The sequence below is a fragment of the Marininema halotolerans genome (assembly GCF_900116235.1).
Classification (GTDB): domain Bacteria; phylum Bacillota; class Bacilli; order Thermoactinomycetales; family DSM-45169; genus Marininema; species Marininema halotolerans.
Genome location: NZ_FPAA01000019.1, coordinates 23,241 through 39,797 on the forward strand (window position 1 = coordinate 23,241; position 16,557 = coordinate 39,797).

A 16,557-nucleotide genomic window follows, 5' to 3' on the forward strand; every position below is an offset into this window, starting at 1 on the left:
ATTTGCCCTCCTTTCTACCCATTTAGAAACTCGATTCGCCGAATCGCCCGAGTGACAACTTCTTCAATATTTATTGATGAGCTTAAGTCTGTTTGGATTGAAATGTTGTAGTTTTTGGTGACGGTGTTGGAACCACCTGAGGACGTGGATCGGGACATGCTGAGTTTTTCTGATGATCCCTGCCCTAGAGCGACTACAGGAGCCGCCGCCCTGGACAACCTCTCGCTCACCCTTTGGACATTTGAGACTCTTTGGCTTAGCCCCTCCTCGAAACCTTGTCCAGTGTAAATCCCCAGTTGCATGGTTTTACGGGAAGGCGAGTGTATATCCAAGGTGTTGCTAATCGTTGACCATACAGAATGAGCCAAGCTGGCCGCCGCTCGAATGACCCCCCACCGTCCACCTCGAATACCAGACGCTAACCCTGCTGCTGCATTCGATCCGAGACTATAAGTATTACTTACATTTAAATTAGATCGAGCAGCAGACGAAACTCCCGAGGCCGCTCTTGCCGCTGATCCTCGTCCGCCCGCCACCCCACTCGAAAATTGCCCGCTCGCCTTTTTCCCACCACCGCCGTCCGTGGTTTTCCCAAGCGTACCTTGGGTGCTTTTTGAGATTATACCAGCAATCGATTTAATTCCTGGGTATCTACCCGCTAAACCCTTATACAAGAGACTACCTGCAGTTTTTCCACCTGACCCATCAGTAGTAGCACCAAGACGATTCTCGACTATACTTTTTATTCCACTTGCCTCTTTGCCTACCTTTCCTTTGCTCTGATTCAACCCCTGACCCAATGTATTCCCGGCATGCTTACCTTCAGAGGTTAGATCAGCACGAGCCCCTTTTTTCAAGAGCTTCGCTACACCTTCAGCGAAAGTCTTAGCATTGATTTTTCCTGTTGCGAAACCAGTCAACAAAGACTGAACCGACTGTTTCCCCTCCGGTCCTAGGTCAACCTTGACCCCACTTTTGAGATTCAGCCCCAATATTTTCGCGGTATTCCTAAGGTCCATTGCTCCCGATTGCATCGCCAATCGGAGTGTGCCGATATTCTTCTTACCCTCGGGTGATAAATCAACCTCCATGCCTGCTTTCAACTGTTGTTGAAAATAGTCATATATGGCATCAAAACTATAAGTACCATCAGAAAGACCTTGTGCAAAAGATTCAGCACTTACTTTTCCGTATGGTCCTAGGTCGATGTCCATTTTGGACTTTAGATCTAACCCGATCTGGTCGGCAATTTCCTTAGTTGATTTCCCCTTGAGTCCATTGGCAAAGGACTCTATAGCTTTGATGCCCTCGGCTGTAAAGTCTCCATCCCCATAAATGTTTCTTAACTGTTGCATATGAGCGATGGAGACATCTCGAGATGAAAACTGACCAGACTTCAACCCCTCGGTGAATTTTTTAATCGAAACCTCACCTTCGGGGCCAAGGTCAATTTTCATTCCGTCCTTGGTGTCGGTTGCGATTGTCTCTGCGATTCTTTGCGACTTTTTGCCCCCGGCTGCTAGAGCATCATTAAGAGCACTAATCGAATCAGTGCCCATGTTTCCGTATTCGGCTGTCAATTCCTGATTCAACTTCTTAAGCTTTTTGTGGCCTTCCTTATATTGATCAATCTGCGCCTTAAAATAAGCATCCGTTGCAGCTTTCCGTTGTGCCGCTGTTTCGGTAGGCATCCCTTTGAATGAGTTTTCAAAGGGATCATACTCTTTATTATTCTTATAGTCATACAGCTTAGCTTCTTCACTCAAACTCTTACGGACTTCCTCTAACACTCTGGCTCTTGATTCTCTAGCCGCATCTACTTTTTTGACCTCAGCAAGTTGAATGAATTTGACCATCTCATCATATTCTTCACGAGTTCGTTTTCCATCATTAAGTTCATCTTTACTAATCTTTTTTTGATGTTCTGCCCACTTATGAGCTGCCTTTACAGCTTTATCATATGACTTTTCCGTATCAGCAACCCATTTTTTTGCTGCCGCTTCGGAAAGTTTACCTCGATCTTCCTCGATGTTTTTCATATAGCTTTGCATATCGCTCATGTTTTTCACAAACACTCGCGAAGCTTTATCAGTGTGATCTAATGCTTCTTGAAAGGCTTTTGCAAATGACTTGGGCATCTTATCAAGATTATTTTGATATTTAGTCAATCCTTCATTTATAACATCAGTCGCCTCGATCATTGCTCGTTTTTCTGCATCGATTCGGCGGATGGTGTTATTTGTGATCTGTTCCACTCTTGGATTAAGCTCTTTGGGAAGCTCGCCCATTAAGCTGGCAGCGGCTGTCTGCACTGCCGCCCGACCCTTCTCGAGTTCAGCGACGATTTTATTCCCCATCTGGTTAAAAATGTGAGTCGTCTCTGCTACGATCTTTTTCGCTTCAGCCCCGGATGTAATCCGAAGCTTGGCAAGGTTGATCGCCGCTTGGTCTCGTAAGTCCAGATACCCCTCGGCGGCTTTAATGGTGCCCTGGGAGACCCCGACCCCAAACCGCTGAGCATCCGCTTGAGTTTTCTCCATGTCGGCGGACATTTTATGATTGACAGCCGCCAAGCCGCCAACCACCAGAGAAACGCCAGCGATTGAAGCTGTAACCGGGTTCATGATTGCTATTAACCCGGTTATGGCCGCACCAAGAGCAAGTGTCCCTGCGGTCGCTAATGTAAAAATCCCGATCGCTTCCTTAGTAGATGGAGATAGTTGTGAGAACCACTGGGCGGTCTCTTGAATGCCAGAAGCTAAGTTCCGCAGTACTGGTAGAAAAGCTGAACCCATCTCGATCTGAGCAGTCTCAAAGGCTCCGTTCAGTTCTTCAAGTGTCCCTTTGAGGTTGTCCATGCGTTCCGTGGCTACTTTAGCCGCAGTGGTTTTGCCCATTGCTTCGTTCATCTTTTCAACGCCTTGCGAGCCTTCCTTATAAGCGATGTTGGCTGCACGAATTGCATCGGTTCCGAACATGGTTTTAAGCGCTTGTGACCGTTGCTCGTTGCTGAGGTTTTTCAGTTTTTCGCTAAGGACTTCGGAAATTTCACCAAAGGATTTAACCTCTCCCTCGGAATCATAAAACAGGTTCTTATTATCCTCTGTGATGATCCCGAGCTGTTTCATTTGTTCGCCAGCTTGTTTCGAGCTGGGTGTCAAATTCAGGAGCATGGTTTTAAGCGATGTACCTGCATCGCTTCCTTTAAGACCATTCTGAGCAAACACAGCGAGGGCAGTACTGGTGTCATTGAAGGACAGGCCAGCGCCAGATGCGACAGCTGCAACTTGGGACAAGCCTTCCTTCATTTCGTGAATATCGGTAGCAGAAGCATTTGCCGCCCCCGCTAAGATGTCTGCGGCCTGGGAAACAGATAGGTTTTCACTCTTAAAAGAGTTCAAAGCAGTGGATGCGATCTCCGCCGCTTCCCCTAACTCCAGTTCGCCTGCCGCCGCCAAGTTTAATGCGCCTTTTAAGCCACCGTTCAGGATCTGAGAAGTGGACAGTCCAGCTTTGGCCAGTTCTTCGATCCCCTGAGCCGCCTCGGATGCACTATATTTCGTCTTCGCTCCCATCTCTATTGACAGGGCTTTGAATTGGGCCATTTCTTCCGAAGTAGCGCCTGTGACAGCTTTTACGCTAGACAGTTGCTCCTCGAAATCAGCCGCTTTCTTTACGGCCGATCCGATCGCCACCGCCATTCCAGCAGCTCCCGTAGCCAGTCCCATACTTGCATCAAGGGCTTGGCCCTTGAGTCTGCCATAGTGGTTCCTCAGTCTACCAACCGCTGACCCTTGTTTTTCTAGGTCGCGATTGACTCGAGATAGCTGGCTCCGATAACCCAATAGACCAGCTTGAGCTTGATTCATCCGGATTTGAAGCTCTTGCGTTTCTCTTGCTTCTCGTCCGATGGCAGTAGCAGATCGGTTATAAGCGGCGGTCAACTCCTGAACCCGGCGTTCCTGTACTCGTATCTGGTCGGTCAAGGATGAGGCTTTAACCCTCATCCCCTCAGTAGATTGCTCAAATCCTTTGACCCCAGCCCCGGCCAACTTGAAACGAGCTTCTATGAGCCTCATCTCTCGATCCAATTGGCCCATTGAGTTGTTCAATTGACCGAAATCCATCTGGCGATTGACTTCATTCAACTGGTGCTCTAATCGCCCTAGGTGCGCTCGGGCTTTGTTCGCTTGGATGCCCATTTCCTGCGTTCGCCGAGCCCCTGCCCCAGCTTCATTCTCGTATTGCTTATAGGCTTGCGACAAGAGTTTTACCTTATCTTTCTGCTGCTCGATTTGTCTCTCTAAAAATCTCGCCTTCATCCCAAGTTGCTCTTGCGATGCTCCAAAAGCCTTAACCCCACCGCCAGCTGAATCAAACTGAGACTTCAAAAGACGCATATTGCGGTTGATTACTTTTACACCCTGCGAGACATTGCTAGGGTCGAGTGTAACCTCCGCTGAGATCCGACCTAAGACCTCATCCGCCATATGAGTTCCCCCCTTCCACTAAAAAATCCCCAACTGGTCGATATACTGGGGTTGGTTATTGTCCTTATGGGTATGAGCAATCAGACTCATATACCAGACCATGTCCATCTCGTCGACCTCATGAATCTTCCAGCCTTCTTTCATGAGGTTGAGGTAGATGCCCTTGATCATCACCAACGGGTCTATTGGGTCTTTTTTTTATCGTCCTCGCCCTCATCTTCAAGGGGCTCGGTTACCTGATTGATGATCCCATGTACAATCATCCAAGACTGATCCATTAGCTTCCTCGCATCGGTTCCTGCTTCGTATTCCTCAGGTGTGAACTCCTGATCGAAAACGATACAAATGAAATTGAATAAGTGGCTCAATAGCTTATCTTGTTCCTCATGGAGATCGCTCTCATCCTCTCCTGCTTCACTATTCTCCAGAACCTTTTTCAAATACTTTGATCGCTTAGAATCCAGCTCCAATGCTTTGCGAAATAGATACCCTGAAATAAAGTCCTGCGAAAATTTACGCTCCTCGCCTTTAATACGCAATGTAATCGTTAGCACTTAAATCCCTCCATTAAAATATGTAAGAGACCCTTATGGGCCTCTCCGTTAAGCTTTTGGAACGGTACTTTCTTCGATTACTTGCTTAAACCATGTGCTCCCGAGTTTAAAGTTAGTATCCGAGGAGTCTCCAACTACCTGCCATTTATCATCAAAGCTACGTTTTACAAACTTACCTGACATCTTAGGGTGTTGAAACTCAACTTTGTCCCCCTTTGTTTTAAATTCGTTCTCTATTGGTTCAAACCGACCTTTGTATAACCAGATAAATAGCTCCGATCCATCGCTTTTAGTCGATCTGAATCCGAATGCCACGTATGGAGCTGTATCCCCAGCGGCCTTTGTTAAAAGGCCATTCTCATATTTGTGACCTAACAATTGCGCTTGAATTTCTAGGGGAAGAGAGTTCGTTTCAATTTCTACTTCTACCTCTCCCAAAGAGGTACTTGTTTCAACTGGACCATCGTCGCCATAATCTGTCGTAGTTTCAACTTTCGGCGAAACCTTTGCAGAAACAGCTGGCGCAATTTTAAATGGGGTTTCATAAGTCGCCCCAGTATCATCGTCCTTACTTAAAACTGCTACGTAGAGATCCTTCAACCCCACTACAGCTGATGTACTTGTTGCCATTTTCCCATCTCCTTTTTATTTAGGTAAAATCGCACGGAAGCGCATGATTCGTTGATGGATCAAGGTATCATCCTCAATCTGATCCGTGAAATAGGTTCGGACATAACCCAAACCTTCCATAATGCGATTTACTTCATAAGCGATGGCTTGTCGTGCAATAAAACTTGATTTAAACCAAGCTGAAACTTGGACAGAGGCATTTTCATCGGTAGCAGAGTCGTCGCAATAGTTCATGTCAGTCTGGTCTAAGATGTAGAAGGTTATTGCCGGAAAAGTATTTGCTGTTCGAACCATATACGTAATCGCATTTGACTGAACGTAAGTGGAGAGAAGCGCACTAGATGAGAGGGCTTGGTAGATCGATTTTTGAATATCGATCATAGCCCCAGTCCCCGTCTTAGAGTAGCGGCCATCTCTGAGACTACTTCTCCATTCGCCTCATCCGCACTCCGCCCAATGAATGGCCGTGGGCTCATTTTAGATGTACCAAACTCGAGAAACTGCGCGTAAAAAGCACCGGGACCGGGGCCTACCAATACAACCTTCATCCCCCCTCTGGTCCGTACCCTCCCTACTTGGATGTTGTCCTGTAGATGAACACGCTGTTTCTGTGATGGACCCGGAGCGTTTCCGGACATAGTTTCTTTCAGAACCTTAGCCCCAGCCAAAACCGCATTCGATTCAACTGCTTTTGCCCGATCCCCAAGAACCTCGAGCCTTCTAATCACCTCACCGATGCCCGTTACTTCTATACCGCTACTACCCATTTTCGACCACTTCCTTGCACATCAACTCCAACTCTTGATGTTTGTCGTAAGGGTCAATCACCCCGACAACATCAAGAACCCGATCATCATAATGAACTCGAAATCCTGCATTTACTCCAGACCGATATCGGATTCTTACTCGAATCATGGTTTCAGACTGGACGGCGGCGGCGGCAAAATACTCACGCCCCCGAATCGGTTCTACCCCAGCCCATACCTCCATAAAAAGAACCCAATCTTCGACTGGGTTCCCACTGCCATCCACAAGCTTCTCAAATTTCATTAGTTTTACTCGTCGGTTTAGCTTCGCTGCCAGATCCATTATTTCGCCTTCTTCTGTGGTTTCTTCTCAGGAACCTCACTACCCAAAAACCCCTGTAACTCTTCGGCTCGTTTGGGGCCAGCTTCATACACATCGCCCACCGCATACTCGACTCGAGTATGGCGGTCAATGAAGGCAGAAGTTACTTTATACTTTTTCATCAGACAACCTCCTATTCTTTAAGTTGAAGGATGATGCTCTGCAAAGCGGCATTGATCTCATCCATCTTCAACGTCGGATCACGATTTTCGTAATGCAAAGTGCAATATCTCATGATCCCTAGTGTATAGAGATCCGAATCTGTCTCCGGCACCCCTGCGTTCTTGAAATACTCTTTGGCACTGGAAATTAAAAGACTGAGGAGCTCATCATCCTCAGTCCCGTCAATGCGTAGATAGTTTTTAAGCAAATCCAGGGAAAGCATTAGCTATCCCTCCTTATTTCGTAGGCGGTACTATTACTTTCGCTCGGCGGAATGCCGATTTAAGCAAGATTTTCTGGTCTAACCATCCTGTGAGGACAAAGAGGTACTCTCCCTTATCCACATTTTTGTCACTATCATATACCAACGCCCCATCATAGTTGAGCTGTGCATAGTTAAAGTCGCCAACAATTGGGGTAGTTGCGTAGTCGCAGTAAATAACAGGGTACCCTAGAATAGTTTCAGGAGGAACGCCGTAAAACGTCGAACTTGAGTTTGCTAAGTACTTCAGAATCGAGGTGTAATCCGAATAACGCATTACGATTTTTGCGTTCTGTCGGAAATCCTCATGGAGATCTGCCGCAGATTGAACAATAGCCTCATAAAGCGACTCCCCTTCAACCTCTTTAATGCCGTTTTCTGTTGAATAAAACGACATTAATTCTTCCCCCTTAATTGGAGAGGAGGCAAATGATACTTTTTTCTCTTTCGCTGCTAAACCAGATCTCAGGCTATTTTCAACATAGCTAACCAATTGAAGAGGAGATCCGTGAAGTACTGTATCCGAAATAGTCACTTTGACTTTGAATTTATTCCGACCAAAGGATACCTTATCCCCATTAACTTTAATCTCTTTCGCTGTTTCTTCATCACCGATAAAATTGTCATCATCAATGGTAAATGAAATTCTAGGAACTTCAAGCCCAGTGACATTACTAATCCGAATGTTCCCTCGTAGTGGATTGTCCACGAACGGCTCATGAATCAGCTCATTGGACAGTGTCGTGGGTAGGAATTTATCCCCACCAGAAGCATGTGGAGCCGGAAGTGCCCCCAATAGGTTTCTAGTTTCTTGGTTCATATCTTTGCTTAGAATAGCGGAACGGATAAGATCCGCCTTCGCTTCTACCGTTCGTTGCTCTTTATTTTCTGCCCCCGATAGTGGATTTTCACGTTTCTGCTGGGATTCAATTCGGTCTCGTTCCTCGCTCTCCTTCTTCTCAATCTCAGATTTCAACATATTGTAGCGTTCTTCCGTCTCAGCTTGTTTATTTTTAAGCTCTCGCAGCTCCTCAATCTTGAAATTCGGGTCGCCTGCTTTGCTCCGAATTTCATCCCCGTAGTGGGTCAATTCTGCTCCTAGCTCCCCAAGATTTTGCTTCATTTGATAAATTGTCGCCATTCTAATATCCCCCTTTGGTATTTATGTGCTTTTGAATCCGGTTAGCTTCTGCCAAAATCGCTTGTCTCTCTTCGTCTTCCATACTTCCTTGTTTTATTTTGCTTTGAACTAAGTCTGGAGTTAAACTTCGTACCTCAGCAGTGGTTGAGGTGTAGGCTGGAATAGGGGTCAATGTAACCTCTAAAAGCTCTATCTCCGTGATTGTCCTAAAAAATGCACCGTCTCGCTCCTCCCATTCCTCGTCCTCGATGCGAAACCCAATGGAACACCCTTTGATTAGCCCCGAACGAATATCCTCCATGGTATCTCGCCCAAGGGTAGAATCGTTCGGAGCCAGCTCAAAATAAAGACCCTCCTCCTTGTCGGATAGGGTCAAGTTCGCCCCGGTTCTCCCGAGGACATCGCTCCAATTGTGGTTACGGAGGGCAAATATGTCATGTCCTTTTGAGATGGACTCGGATATTGCTCCTTTTTGGATGCGTTCATGAAAGGTATCCCCCCAATAATCTTGAATCTCAGTAAATTCATCGTAGACTGCTGCGCGTCCTGAGATTTTGGGTTTTTTGCTCCCTTCAGCGGTTCGTGTATTTAATTCCAGAATAGGAAGTGTTCGTACCTCACCCTTTGACCTCTCCATTGTCGGTTGGGACATCCTGTGTCATCACCTCCTTTCCTCTGGTAGGATCGTTAATGGGCGATAGATCTCGGCTCATATAGAGCTTTTCGCCCCCCGGAAGTGGGGGAAGCTCCTCCCATGCTCGGACTTCATTCGGGGTAAATACGCCAGAACGAATGTTTTTAAAATAGAACTCACCACGGGTGCGTGTGTCTGCTCGTAAAAGAGCGTTCATGTTGAACTTGAATCCAAGTCCCCGTGAACGCTCCCGATCTGTCAGGAGTTTTCGATTAAACTCCTGTTCATATTGCCTGACTATCGGCATTAACGTCCCCTGTACAAACTCAAGGGACTCTTGCTCTCTATTGGTAGTCGTGGACTCCCTCAGTCCGCCCAGCATAAAAAGCGGGAGGTTAAACACTGCAGCCACTCGGGATCGGGTAATATTTTCAACCTCAAAAACTTTAGTATCGAGAAATTTACGCTCAATGGGACTAATTTCAGTCCCACTTTCCTGTAGTAAAACCCCTCCATTTTCCCTATAGAAACTCTTGAATCCATCGAGAATTTCTTTCTTTTTATCCCTCGAAAAGTTTGATTCCATCTTCAACAGAAAAGAGGCTTTCACTGCCCCGTCCATCTGATCCATAGTGAATGTTCGTACCTCAGCATCAAACTCCAAGGTTCGCCTCAAAACATCTACAGGCTTGATCCCCTTAAAGCCTTGCGAATGAATGTGTTTTAAGTGAATCATGTCCATGTTATGCACATAGTAACGGCCCTTATCTCCCTCAATTTCATACCATAGCACTTTGGTTTTTTCCTCAAGCACTGGTGTTACACAAGATGGATCGATTAAATGAAGGGCCTCTACTTGAAAATTCGTACCATAATCTTTCATGGCATAAGCATTTCCATACGTATTCCTTTGCACCTCCAGAGTCCGAATAAAATCAAAGCTGGTTAGATTCGAATTAGGCGAATTAGACACCAGATCGGAGATCTTGGAGTACACAGGATCAAAATCTTTATAGAGCTTCACTGGCAAACTACCCATGGCATTAGAGAGCCGGTTAATAGCTGCGAATATTGTCTCGTTAGAAGCCAGTGAGTCTGCGGCTTCTCTCACAAAAATATTCCTCGGCTCAAACCAACGAGTAAAATCATACCCTTGTCCTGAGTAGCTCCTTTTCTCAGATGAGAATATCCCTCGAATCCTTCCCCAAATTCCCAAGACATCACCTCCTTACTTCATCAGATCATTAATAGAGAAAAATTCTATATTCCCTGTGGGTTTTATCCGTACCATCATTTCCATGACTTTTACATGGGCATTTAACCAAGCAGCAAACCCATCTATTTTGCGATATCGAGACTGTTTTGTAGGTAGCCAATTTCCGTTACGATCCACGACTAGTTTGACGTTATTTAAGTACCATCTGAACAATTTACTCTGGTTAAACACCACTTTTCCATCAAGAAGAAGCTCCTTTACGTCTTTCATAGGAGCATTCAATGTCTTTGCACCCTGCCTCACCACCTCAGTAGCAAACCCATGGCTTTTCAAATCCTCAACCAATCGATAAGCATTCGCTGGATCATAGGTGATGTGCTTGATATTATATAACTTCGCCTTTTCAATAAACCAGTCCAGGACAAGCTGATAGTCCACATAATCTCCATCACAAATAGTCAAAAGCCCTTCTTGCTTCCACTCCCAATAAGGAATCTTTTCACTATCTAAATCCGCTTTACGTTTAGGAACAAACGTATGCGACAACACAAATACACGCCCCTCCCCTAACGGGAACTCAAGGCAAGCTGAGGTAAAGTCCTCAGTATTCGATAAATCAAACCCTCCTATGCATTCCTTCCCTTGTAGCTGCTCTAAATCGATAGTATCTGCATTCCGTTTGACTATTTCATAGTCAATAAATGATTGCTCACTCGTCTGGCAGAAAACGTTGAGCCTTTTTGTGATGAAATCGGATCGTTCCCCCGGAACATGCTTTCGTGAGTTCCACTCTTCGATTAGGGTTTGAAGGTCAAGTGTAACCCCCATATTCGGATTCGCTTTCACCCAGTTCTTAGGGTTTTCCATGTCATCCTCAGGGTCGATCTCTGCCATATAGTAGAATGACCGTTCATCTTGAATCGCTCCTGTAAGCACATCCTCCGATTTTTCGTAGTAATCCATTAGCGGTCCGTCGAGTTGATACCCTGCAGTGGTGATATAGAGAATAAGGGGTTGTTTCCTCGCCCCAGTACTGTTTTTGATGACATTAATCATTTTGTAGTCTTTGTATTCGTGGATCTCGTCAAAGATCCCCAGGTGACAGTTGAGCCCGTCCAGTTTCTCGCTATCGGAGGCCTGGGGCTCTATTCGAGAAAATGTCTGATCATACCGGATTTCATGAAGAACAGTCTGGAAATGGCTTTGCAGAATAGGAGATTTCTTGACCATGTTTTTACACTCATCAAAGACCACTCTGGCCTGTTTCATACTATTCGCGAGGAGATACACCCTAGCTCCGTTCTCTCCGTCTTTTGAGCTTCCATAGAGGGACAAGCCGGAAACCATGGTCGATTTACCATTTTTCCGCCCAACAAAAATAAGCCCCTCTTTGAAGCGGCGAAGTCCTGTGTCTTTATGCACCCATCCATGGAGTGAGCCAATGATGAAATGTTGCCAAGGTTCTAACTCTAGTCGGTCAAAATCCCCTTGCGAAGGTTTGCAAAACCTCTGGATAAAATCAACTGCTCGAAAACCTTTCTCCGGTGAGAAAACCCATGGAAAATCATCGGAGCCGGCTCGTTTAAGATCATTGATATGTCGCTGACAAGCCATCTCTACCTTTTGTGAAGCGATGACTCGCCCAACTAGGACATCATGTGCATATTCGGTAGTTTTCAGCTCAGAACTCCTCGAACTCATCCATTGTCACCGCCTCCGAGATCTGCTTGTCGGAAGCCGGAGACAATCTAAGCTCAGCTTGAAGCTTCCTCTGCTGCTCAACTACTTTCAAAACCTTATCGGCAGATTTATTATCGCGATACATCTCCTGTGACCCATTTATAAATAGCTCTACGATCCCTCGTTCCTTAAGATCATCGAGCAGACCCTGCTTGATCTGTTCCAAAAGTACCATATTGTCAACGAGCATAATTGTCCGATCGTTTAATGCGTCGCACTTTTGCAATTCTTGAACCAAGATTTGAAACATGTCTTTGGCGGCTTTGCGCTTTATAATGGATTTGGGCTTGTACCTGTCCATTTATACCCCCCCTCACATGGAAAATTGTTTTGCGCAGAAAACGACGGGCCCATGCCGGTCCCCAGCCCCACTCACTCAGATTTTTAAGGGTAGGGGGGTACTGCTTAAAAAAACTTTAATAACCACTACCTCCATCAAAAAATATGTTATATTACTTAAATATAATACAAGGAGGATTATCACTTGAAACAAAGAAATTCTATCAACATTAATGAGTTTGTTAAAAACGAAAGTTTCTATTCAATTTTCATTATTCCAATAAGTTATTTTTTAACATTTTTTTATGAGCGGGGAAAGCTAAGTTATTATCAGATACCGCTTGAATATACCCCTACAGATATATCACTTATATTTAATAACGGAATTATGGTTAGTATTATTTTGTTATTTCTCATCATAATTTTTGGCACCGGATCGTTTATTAAGGAAAAGGACCCAATTTCTACATGGTTAAATAAATGTTTTATAATTTTATTAGTATGTCGTGTTATTATAATAGATTCAACTAGTAATACCGTAGCGTTATGGTCAGGTATATTTTTAATGTTATATTCAATAATGGATTTGTTCATTCCATTAATCCCTCTTATATTTTTCAGAAAAAAAATACGTTTTCATAGGTATTGGAGCCTAGTTGTAAAACAATTCGAAAGCGAAAAATTATTAAATAAACCTCCTAATAATCAACCAAGTTACAAAAAATTGATCAAGTATAGGCCCTTAGTTTATTTCATAATGATTAAATACTTATATTTTATGCGTCGGTATCAAAGATTCATTAGAGTTATATTGATTCAACGTTATCCTTTTTATATGCGAAAAGGCATAAAAATCACGATAATCATCTTTCTCATAGGTTCTTTTATTTCAAATATGGGATATAGAGATTCTCAAGATAAAAATTATTACCGTTTTATACAATTAAAAGATGAAAAAGAGAAAAACCTTTTCGTGATATTAGGTAGTTATAAAGATTCGTTTATAGTAGCTCCAGTTAATCTAATAAACAAGAGAATAACCCCATCGTTTCAATTAGTAGATATCGATACGAAAAAACAGTTGAAAATATACACTAAACATGTTGGTAAGTTAAAGGTAAGAAAAAACCAACTCCCTAAAAAGTATTTAAAATGAGTAGTATGATTAGTAAAACGAATAGCGTGAAGAAGTGTTTCTTCACGCTATTCGTTTTACATTATAGAATATCTACTCGATTCCCTTCGATCTTGATCACTCTCGCTCGTCTCTTCTCCTTCTTCTTCTCATCCTTCTTCCGCTTCGCTCTCTCCGGGTGCTCTTGATTGTGACACGTTGGGCATATTGATTCTAAGTTATCCTCATCAAGCGCAAGGTCAGGTGCTTTCGCTAACGGCTTGATATGGTGTGCTGTGTTCGCTGTCGTCAGCTTGCCTCTTCGTAAGCAAGGCTGACACAGGTAATGGTCTCTAGTCAGGATAGTTTCTCGACACTTCTTCCAAGCGGTGGACTTATAGAAGGGATCAGCTTTCTTCTTCACTTCTTACACATCAAGTAACCCAACTGAACATATATCAACGTACCTACAGTCTCAAGTGTCAAGCTGTCCGTCACGCATTCATAAATAAACATCACACCACAAGATATTGAAGCCACTGGCAATAGTAAAGGTGCTACTTCTAATACCTTCTCCAATACCTTCATCATCCTCGCCACCTCCATATTAATTGCAATCCAGATTAGATTACTTCCATCCTTCGACCGACTTTAACAACCGTTCCACTTACCATCGGCACCATCTCTTGAACATCAGTTACCCTCACTCCGTTTATGCGAACAGCCCCTTGATATACCATGCGACGAGCCTCGCCATTGGAAGGCGCTAGCCCCCATTTGCCAATAAGAGAGGTGATCTGTATCGCTTCGTTGTCCATCCTCGCCACCTCCATATTAATTGCGGCCCCACCGATCTGGATACTTCCGCTCCAGTCGCCATGCCGCTGCTCGCGTTTTCAGCATAGAAAAAAGCACCCCGAGGGTACTTGGTCAAAATTGTTAATATATGTTCCTTGAAGAAAAAATCTTTCCCTCAAGTTTATTTTTATCAAATCGATCTATTAATTTTGCCAATTTAAACATTTTATCACTATTTATCCCGCTAGATAGAATATCATCCACCATTTCCCGAACTTGTTCTAGGAAATTAATCTCTTCTTCATCTAAAAATGTTACCGACTCATATGACGGGTAATCTAATGATTCTTTTAATATTCTTAAAGAATCACCATTACTACTACTAGTACTCTCTTTTATCATAACAACCTGAATACTATGCATTAATCTAAAAAAGCGCCTTCTCTTCTCATTTTTAAGTTCTTCTCTTTCTCTTTGATCCCTTTCGTGGTTGTCTTGTAAAATTTTCTTATTTTGAACCTGAACCCTCCAAAACAAGAAACTAAAAATAATAGAAGATAAAGCGCTACAAACAGCAATCCAATTTGATATACTCACATGAAATCACTCCGATATTATTTTATGACTCTTTTGGGATTCATCTTATCTCCTTGTAAATATCCGGGATACCAGTTTCTAATTCCTCTTTTACATAATCCAATCCCAATTCCTTTCTTAGGCAATTGTAATCTTTTACTATTGTCTTTACAAAAGTATCAATAGTTTCTTGTTTAAAATTGCTTAAGGATACGGCGGAGGAGGAATAATCAACCCAAGCAATAACTAACTCCAAAGAGGCATAGCCCATTTGAGAAATTAAAATCTTATCCATTTCTTGTCGAGTAGATAACTGCAGATCTGAATTAGACCCTAATTGCAATTTTTTAAATCCAACATTTTTAGCTATGCTTAGACGTAGAATTAAAACTGAATACAACTCAGCATACAGATTAGTAATCTGATCTTTTTTATATTGCATTTTTTGTTTACGGGGTTCAATAAAAAAATTAAAAATTATAAAAATCAATACTAATACCGTCGCCGATATGAGCGCGGGATATAAAACAACTATTTTATTCATTTTAATCCCCTCCCTAACTTTTAAATTCTCTCTAATAACTATTTCTCCTGTAGTATGAAGTAATTATTTCATAGTATTCATCTTCATAACTACGTCGTAAACATTGGTCACGTCAATAGAAAAAGCACCTCAAAGAAAAGGTGCATAGTTACATTTAATAGTTAATTTTATTAATTCAATTTGTTAATAAGATCAGTAAAGGTATTACAAATATAAGCTAGTCTATTTTCCTCATGAAGCCAGTAAACCACACAAGGATTTCGGGAATTTTTACTATAATCAAAACAGATTAAGTTTCCAGCAGCATCCATTCCAAATGGTACTACTTTATCAGGCATATCTCTATTCTTAAGAAATTCTAGAGATAACCTCTGGATACTTTCATACTCCTCTGAATCAAAACTTAACATACTATCAATATATCCCCTGAATCCTTCTTCACCATAATTGAACCTTGAAGGTTCAATTGTCGCACCATGATACTGCTTTGCTATCTCTACATAGTCCAAAGGAAAAGAAAAGCCCAGCAACTTTTCTACTTCTAAAATATCGTTATCATTAATTGGCTCATCAGGATCTTCCCAATTTATACTCTTCATTTTCATCCCACCAATCTATCTGTATTCTTCTCCGCCTCCCCATATCGCTCTTCCTCCTGTATGCGATGTAGGTTGGTGAACTTCAGTTGGAACCAATTGTAGTCGTCCTGAATCTTGATGATGATGCCATGTTAGCCCCTTAATTTTCTTCTTTCCTTTATTAATATCTGCTAACTGTTTTGGTGTAAAATGTTCCTTCATGGCTGGATTCTTTTCTATTTCCTCTTTTAAGGCATTTGTAGCTTCCTTAAACTGAACTGTATCTGATTCAAGGTACTTTGGTTTATCCAATGTATATTCGAACTTACTCCATTCATCAAACACAGGGAATCCATTATCATCGTACCGGACGTTCGAAAGCGGGTTTACTCTGTCAGCATATTTACCATTTACAACTTTATTTTTTGTCCCATCTGCATAAGTAACATATCGGACAGGTTCTCCCTTTTCTACACCCTTCTCAATCTTTAGAGTGTAGTCCTCAACAGCACTTTGCAATTCTTCACGAGACAACTTGCTTGCAGTACCGCTACCCTTGCCAGCCGCTTTACTAACTTGATCCTCCGCTTTATTAAAGAACGGCATGGCAAGAGTGCCATCTGACCCCATATTAACATTGATACCAAACTGCTTCATCCCCTGAGCCATCGACGGAACAGCTTTATCAACTACGGCTCCTCCACCTATTGT

At 43.1% G+C, this 16,557-nt stretch carries 20 protein-coding genes; 1 reads left to right on the forward strand and 19 read right to left on the reverse strand.

What is annotated here, in order from left to right; genetic code table 11:
• Positions 1 to 14 precede the first annotated feature (14 nt).
• From CHX35_RS16700 to CHX35_RS16755, 13 genes are all read right to left on the reverse strand, one after another.
• Positions 15 to 4,490 carry a phage tail tape measure protein gene (locus tag CHX35_RS16700; protein ID WP_140413653.1) on the reverse strand — a complete coding sequence of 1,492 codons (4,476 nt, stop codon included), beginning with the start codon at positions 4,488 to 4,490 and terminating at the stop codon, positions 15 to 17.
• Positions 4,491 to 4,672: 182 nt separating this feature from the next.
• Complete coding sequence (gene gpG / locus CHX35_RS16705) at positions 4,673 to 5,044, reverse strand: phage tail assembly chaperone G (protein ID WP_091839779.1); 372 nt, start codon at positions 5,042 to 5,044, stop codon at positions 4,673 to 4,675.
• Positions 5,045 to 5,092: 48 nt separating this feature from the next.
• The gene (locus tag CHX35_RS16710; RefSeq protein ID WP_091839783.1) at positions 5,093 to 5,674 is read right to left on the reverse strand and encodes a major tail protein; all 582 of its coding nucleotides are present in this window, start codon (positions 5,672 to 5,674) and stop codon (positions 5,093 to 5,095) included.
• Between the two features lie 15 nt (positions 5,675 to 5,689).
• A complete protein-coding gene (gp17, locus tag CHX35_RS16715; protein ID WP_091839786.1) occupies positions 5,690 to 6,055 on the reverse strand; it encodes a tail completion protein gp17 in 366 nt (121 codons plus the stop codon).
• Positions 6,052 to 6,441 (reverse strand): HK97-gp10 family putative phage morphogenesis protein, encoded by a 390-nt coding sequence (locus CHX35_RS16720; RefSeq protein ID WP_091839789.1) that lies wholly within the window; start codon positions 6,439 to 6,441, stop codon positions 6,052 to 6,054. Before CHX35_RS16720 ends, gp17 begins: the two co-directional genes overlap by 4 nt.
• Positions 6,434 to 6,763, reverse strand: a complete 330-nt coding sequence (locus CHX35_RS16725; protein ID WP_091839792.1) for a phage head closure protein — start codon at positions 6,761 to 6,763, stop codon at positions 6,434 to 6,436. The genes CHX35_RS16720 and CHX35_RS16725 overlap by 8 nt, the downstream gene beginning before the upstream one ends.
• Positions 6,763 to 6,924 (reverse strand): hypothetical protein, encoded by a 162-nt coding sequence (locus CHX35_RS17710; protein WP_176392160.1) that lies wholly within the window; start codon positions 6,922 to 6,924, stop codon positions 6,763 to 6,765. Before CHX35_RS17710 ends, CHX35_RS16725 begins: the two co-directional genes overlap by 1 nt.
• Positions 6,925 to 6,935: 11 nt before the next feature.
• Positions 6,936 to 7,187: a head-tail connector protein gene (locus CHX35_RS16730; protein ID WP_091839794.1), complete on the reverse strand. Its 252-nt coding sequence runs from the start codon at positions 7,185 to 7,187 to the stop codon at positions 6,936 to 6,938.
• Positions 7,188 to 7,200: 13 nt separating this feature from the next.
• Positions 7,201 to 8,367: a phage major capsid protein gene (locus CHX35_RS16735; protein ID WP_091839797.1), complete on the reverse strand. Its 1,167-nt coding sequence runs from the start codon at positions 8,365 to 8,367 to the stop codon at positions 7,201 to 7,203.
• Between the two features lies 1 nt (position 8,368).
• Positions 8,369 to 9,019: an HK97 family phage prohead protease gene (locus tag CHX35_RS16740; RefSeq protein ID WP_091839800.1), complete on the reverse strand. Its 651-nt coding sequence runs from the start codon at positions 9,017 to 9,019 to the stop codon at positions 8,369 to 8,371.
• Complete coding sequence (locus tag CHX35_RS16745; RefSeq protein WP_091839803.1) at positions 8,985 to 10,217, reverse strand: phage portal protein; 1,233 nt, start codon at positions 10,215 to 10,217, stop codon at positions 8,985 to 8,987. The genes CHX35_RS16740 and CHX35_RS16745 overlap by 35 nt, the downstream gene beginning before the upstream one ends.
• A 12-nt stretch (positions 10,218 to 10,229) precedes the next feature.
• The gene (locus CHX35_RS16750; RefSeq protein WP_091839806.1) at positions 10,230 to 11,918 is read right to left on the reverse strand and encodes a terminase large subunit; all 1,689 of its coding nucleotides are present in this window, start codon (positions 11,916 to 11,918) and stop codon (positions 10,230 to 10,232) included.
• Entirely contained in the window at positions 11,899 to 12,258 is a 360-nt protein-coding gene (locus tag CHX35_RS16755) for a P27 family phage terminase small subunit (protein ID WP_091839809.1), read from the reverse strand. The genes CHX35_RS16750 and CHX35_RS16755 overlap by 20 nt, the downstream gene beginning before the upstream one ends.
• Before the next feature lie 183 nt (positions 12,259 to 12,441).
• Between CHX35_RS16755 and CHX35_RS16760 the strand changes: the two genes are divergently transcribed.
• A complete protein-coding gene (locus CHX35_RS16760; protein ID WP_091839813.1) occupies positions 12,442 to 13,392 on the forward strand; it encodes a hypothetical protein in 951 nt (316 codons plus the stop codon).
• Between the two features lie 61 nt (positions 13,393 to 13,453).
• Here CHX35_RS16760 and CHX35_RS16765 read toward each other — a convergent pair whose 3' ends face one another.
• The 6 genes from CHX35_RS16765 to CHX35_RS16790 form a co-directional block, all read right to left on the reverse strand.
• A complete protein-coding gene (locus CHX35_RS16765; protein WP_091839815.1) occupies positions 13,454 to 13,774 on the reverse strand; it encodes an HNH endonuclease in 321 nt (106 codons plus the stop codon).
• A gap of 199 nt (positions 13,775 to 13,973) precedes the next feature.
• Positions 13,974 to 14,183, reverse strand: a complete 210-nt coding sequence (locus tag CHX35_RS16770; RefSeq protein WP_091839818.1) for a S4 domain-containing protein — start codon at positions 14,181 to 14,183, stop codon at positions 13,974 to 13,976.
• Positions 14,184 to 14,289: 106 nt separating this feature from the next.
• Complete coding sequence (locus tag CHX35_RS16775; RefSeq protein WP_091839820.1) at positions 14,290 to 14,745, reverse strand: hypothetical protein; 456 nt, start codon at positions 14,743 to 14,745, stop codon at positions 14,290 to 14,292.
• A gap of 40 nt (positions 14,746 to 14,785) precedes the next feature.
• Positions 14,786 to 15,268 (reverse strand): hypothetical protein, encoded by a 483-nt coding sequence (locus CHX35_RS16780; RefSeq protein ID WP_091839823.1) that lies wholly within the window; start codon positions 15,266 to 15,268, stop codon positions 14,786 to 14,788.
• Positions 15,269 to 15,438: 170 nt separating this feature from the next.
• The gene (locus CHX35_RS16785; protein WP_176392161.1) at positions 15,439 to 15,867 is read right to left on the reverse strand and encodes an SMI1/KNR4 family protein; all 429 of its coding nucleotides are present in this window, start codon (positions 15,865 to 15,867) and stop codon (positions 15,439 to 15,441) included.
• Positions 15,868 to 15,882: 15 nt separating this feature from the next.
• Positions 15,883 to 16,557: HNH endonuclease (locus CHX35_RS16790; RefSeq protein WP_140413654.1), on the reverse strand; the 675-nt coding region annotated here is incomplete at its 5' end.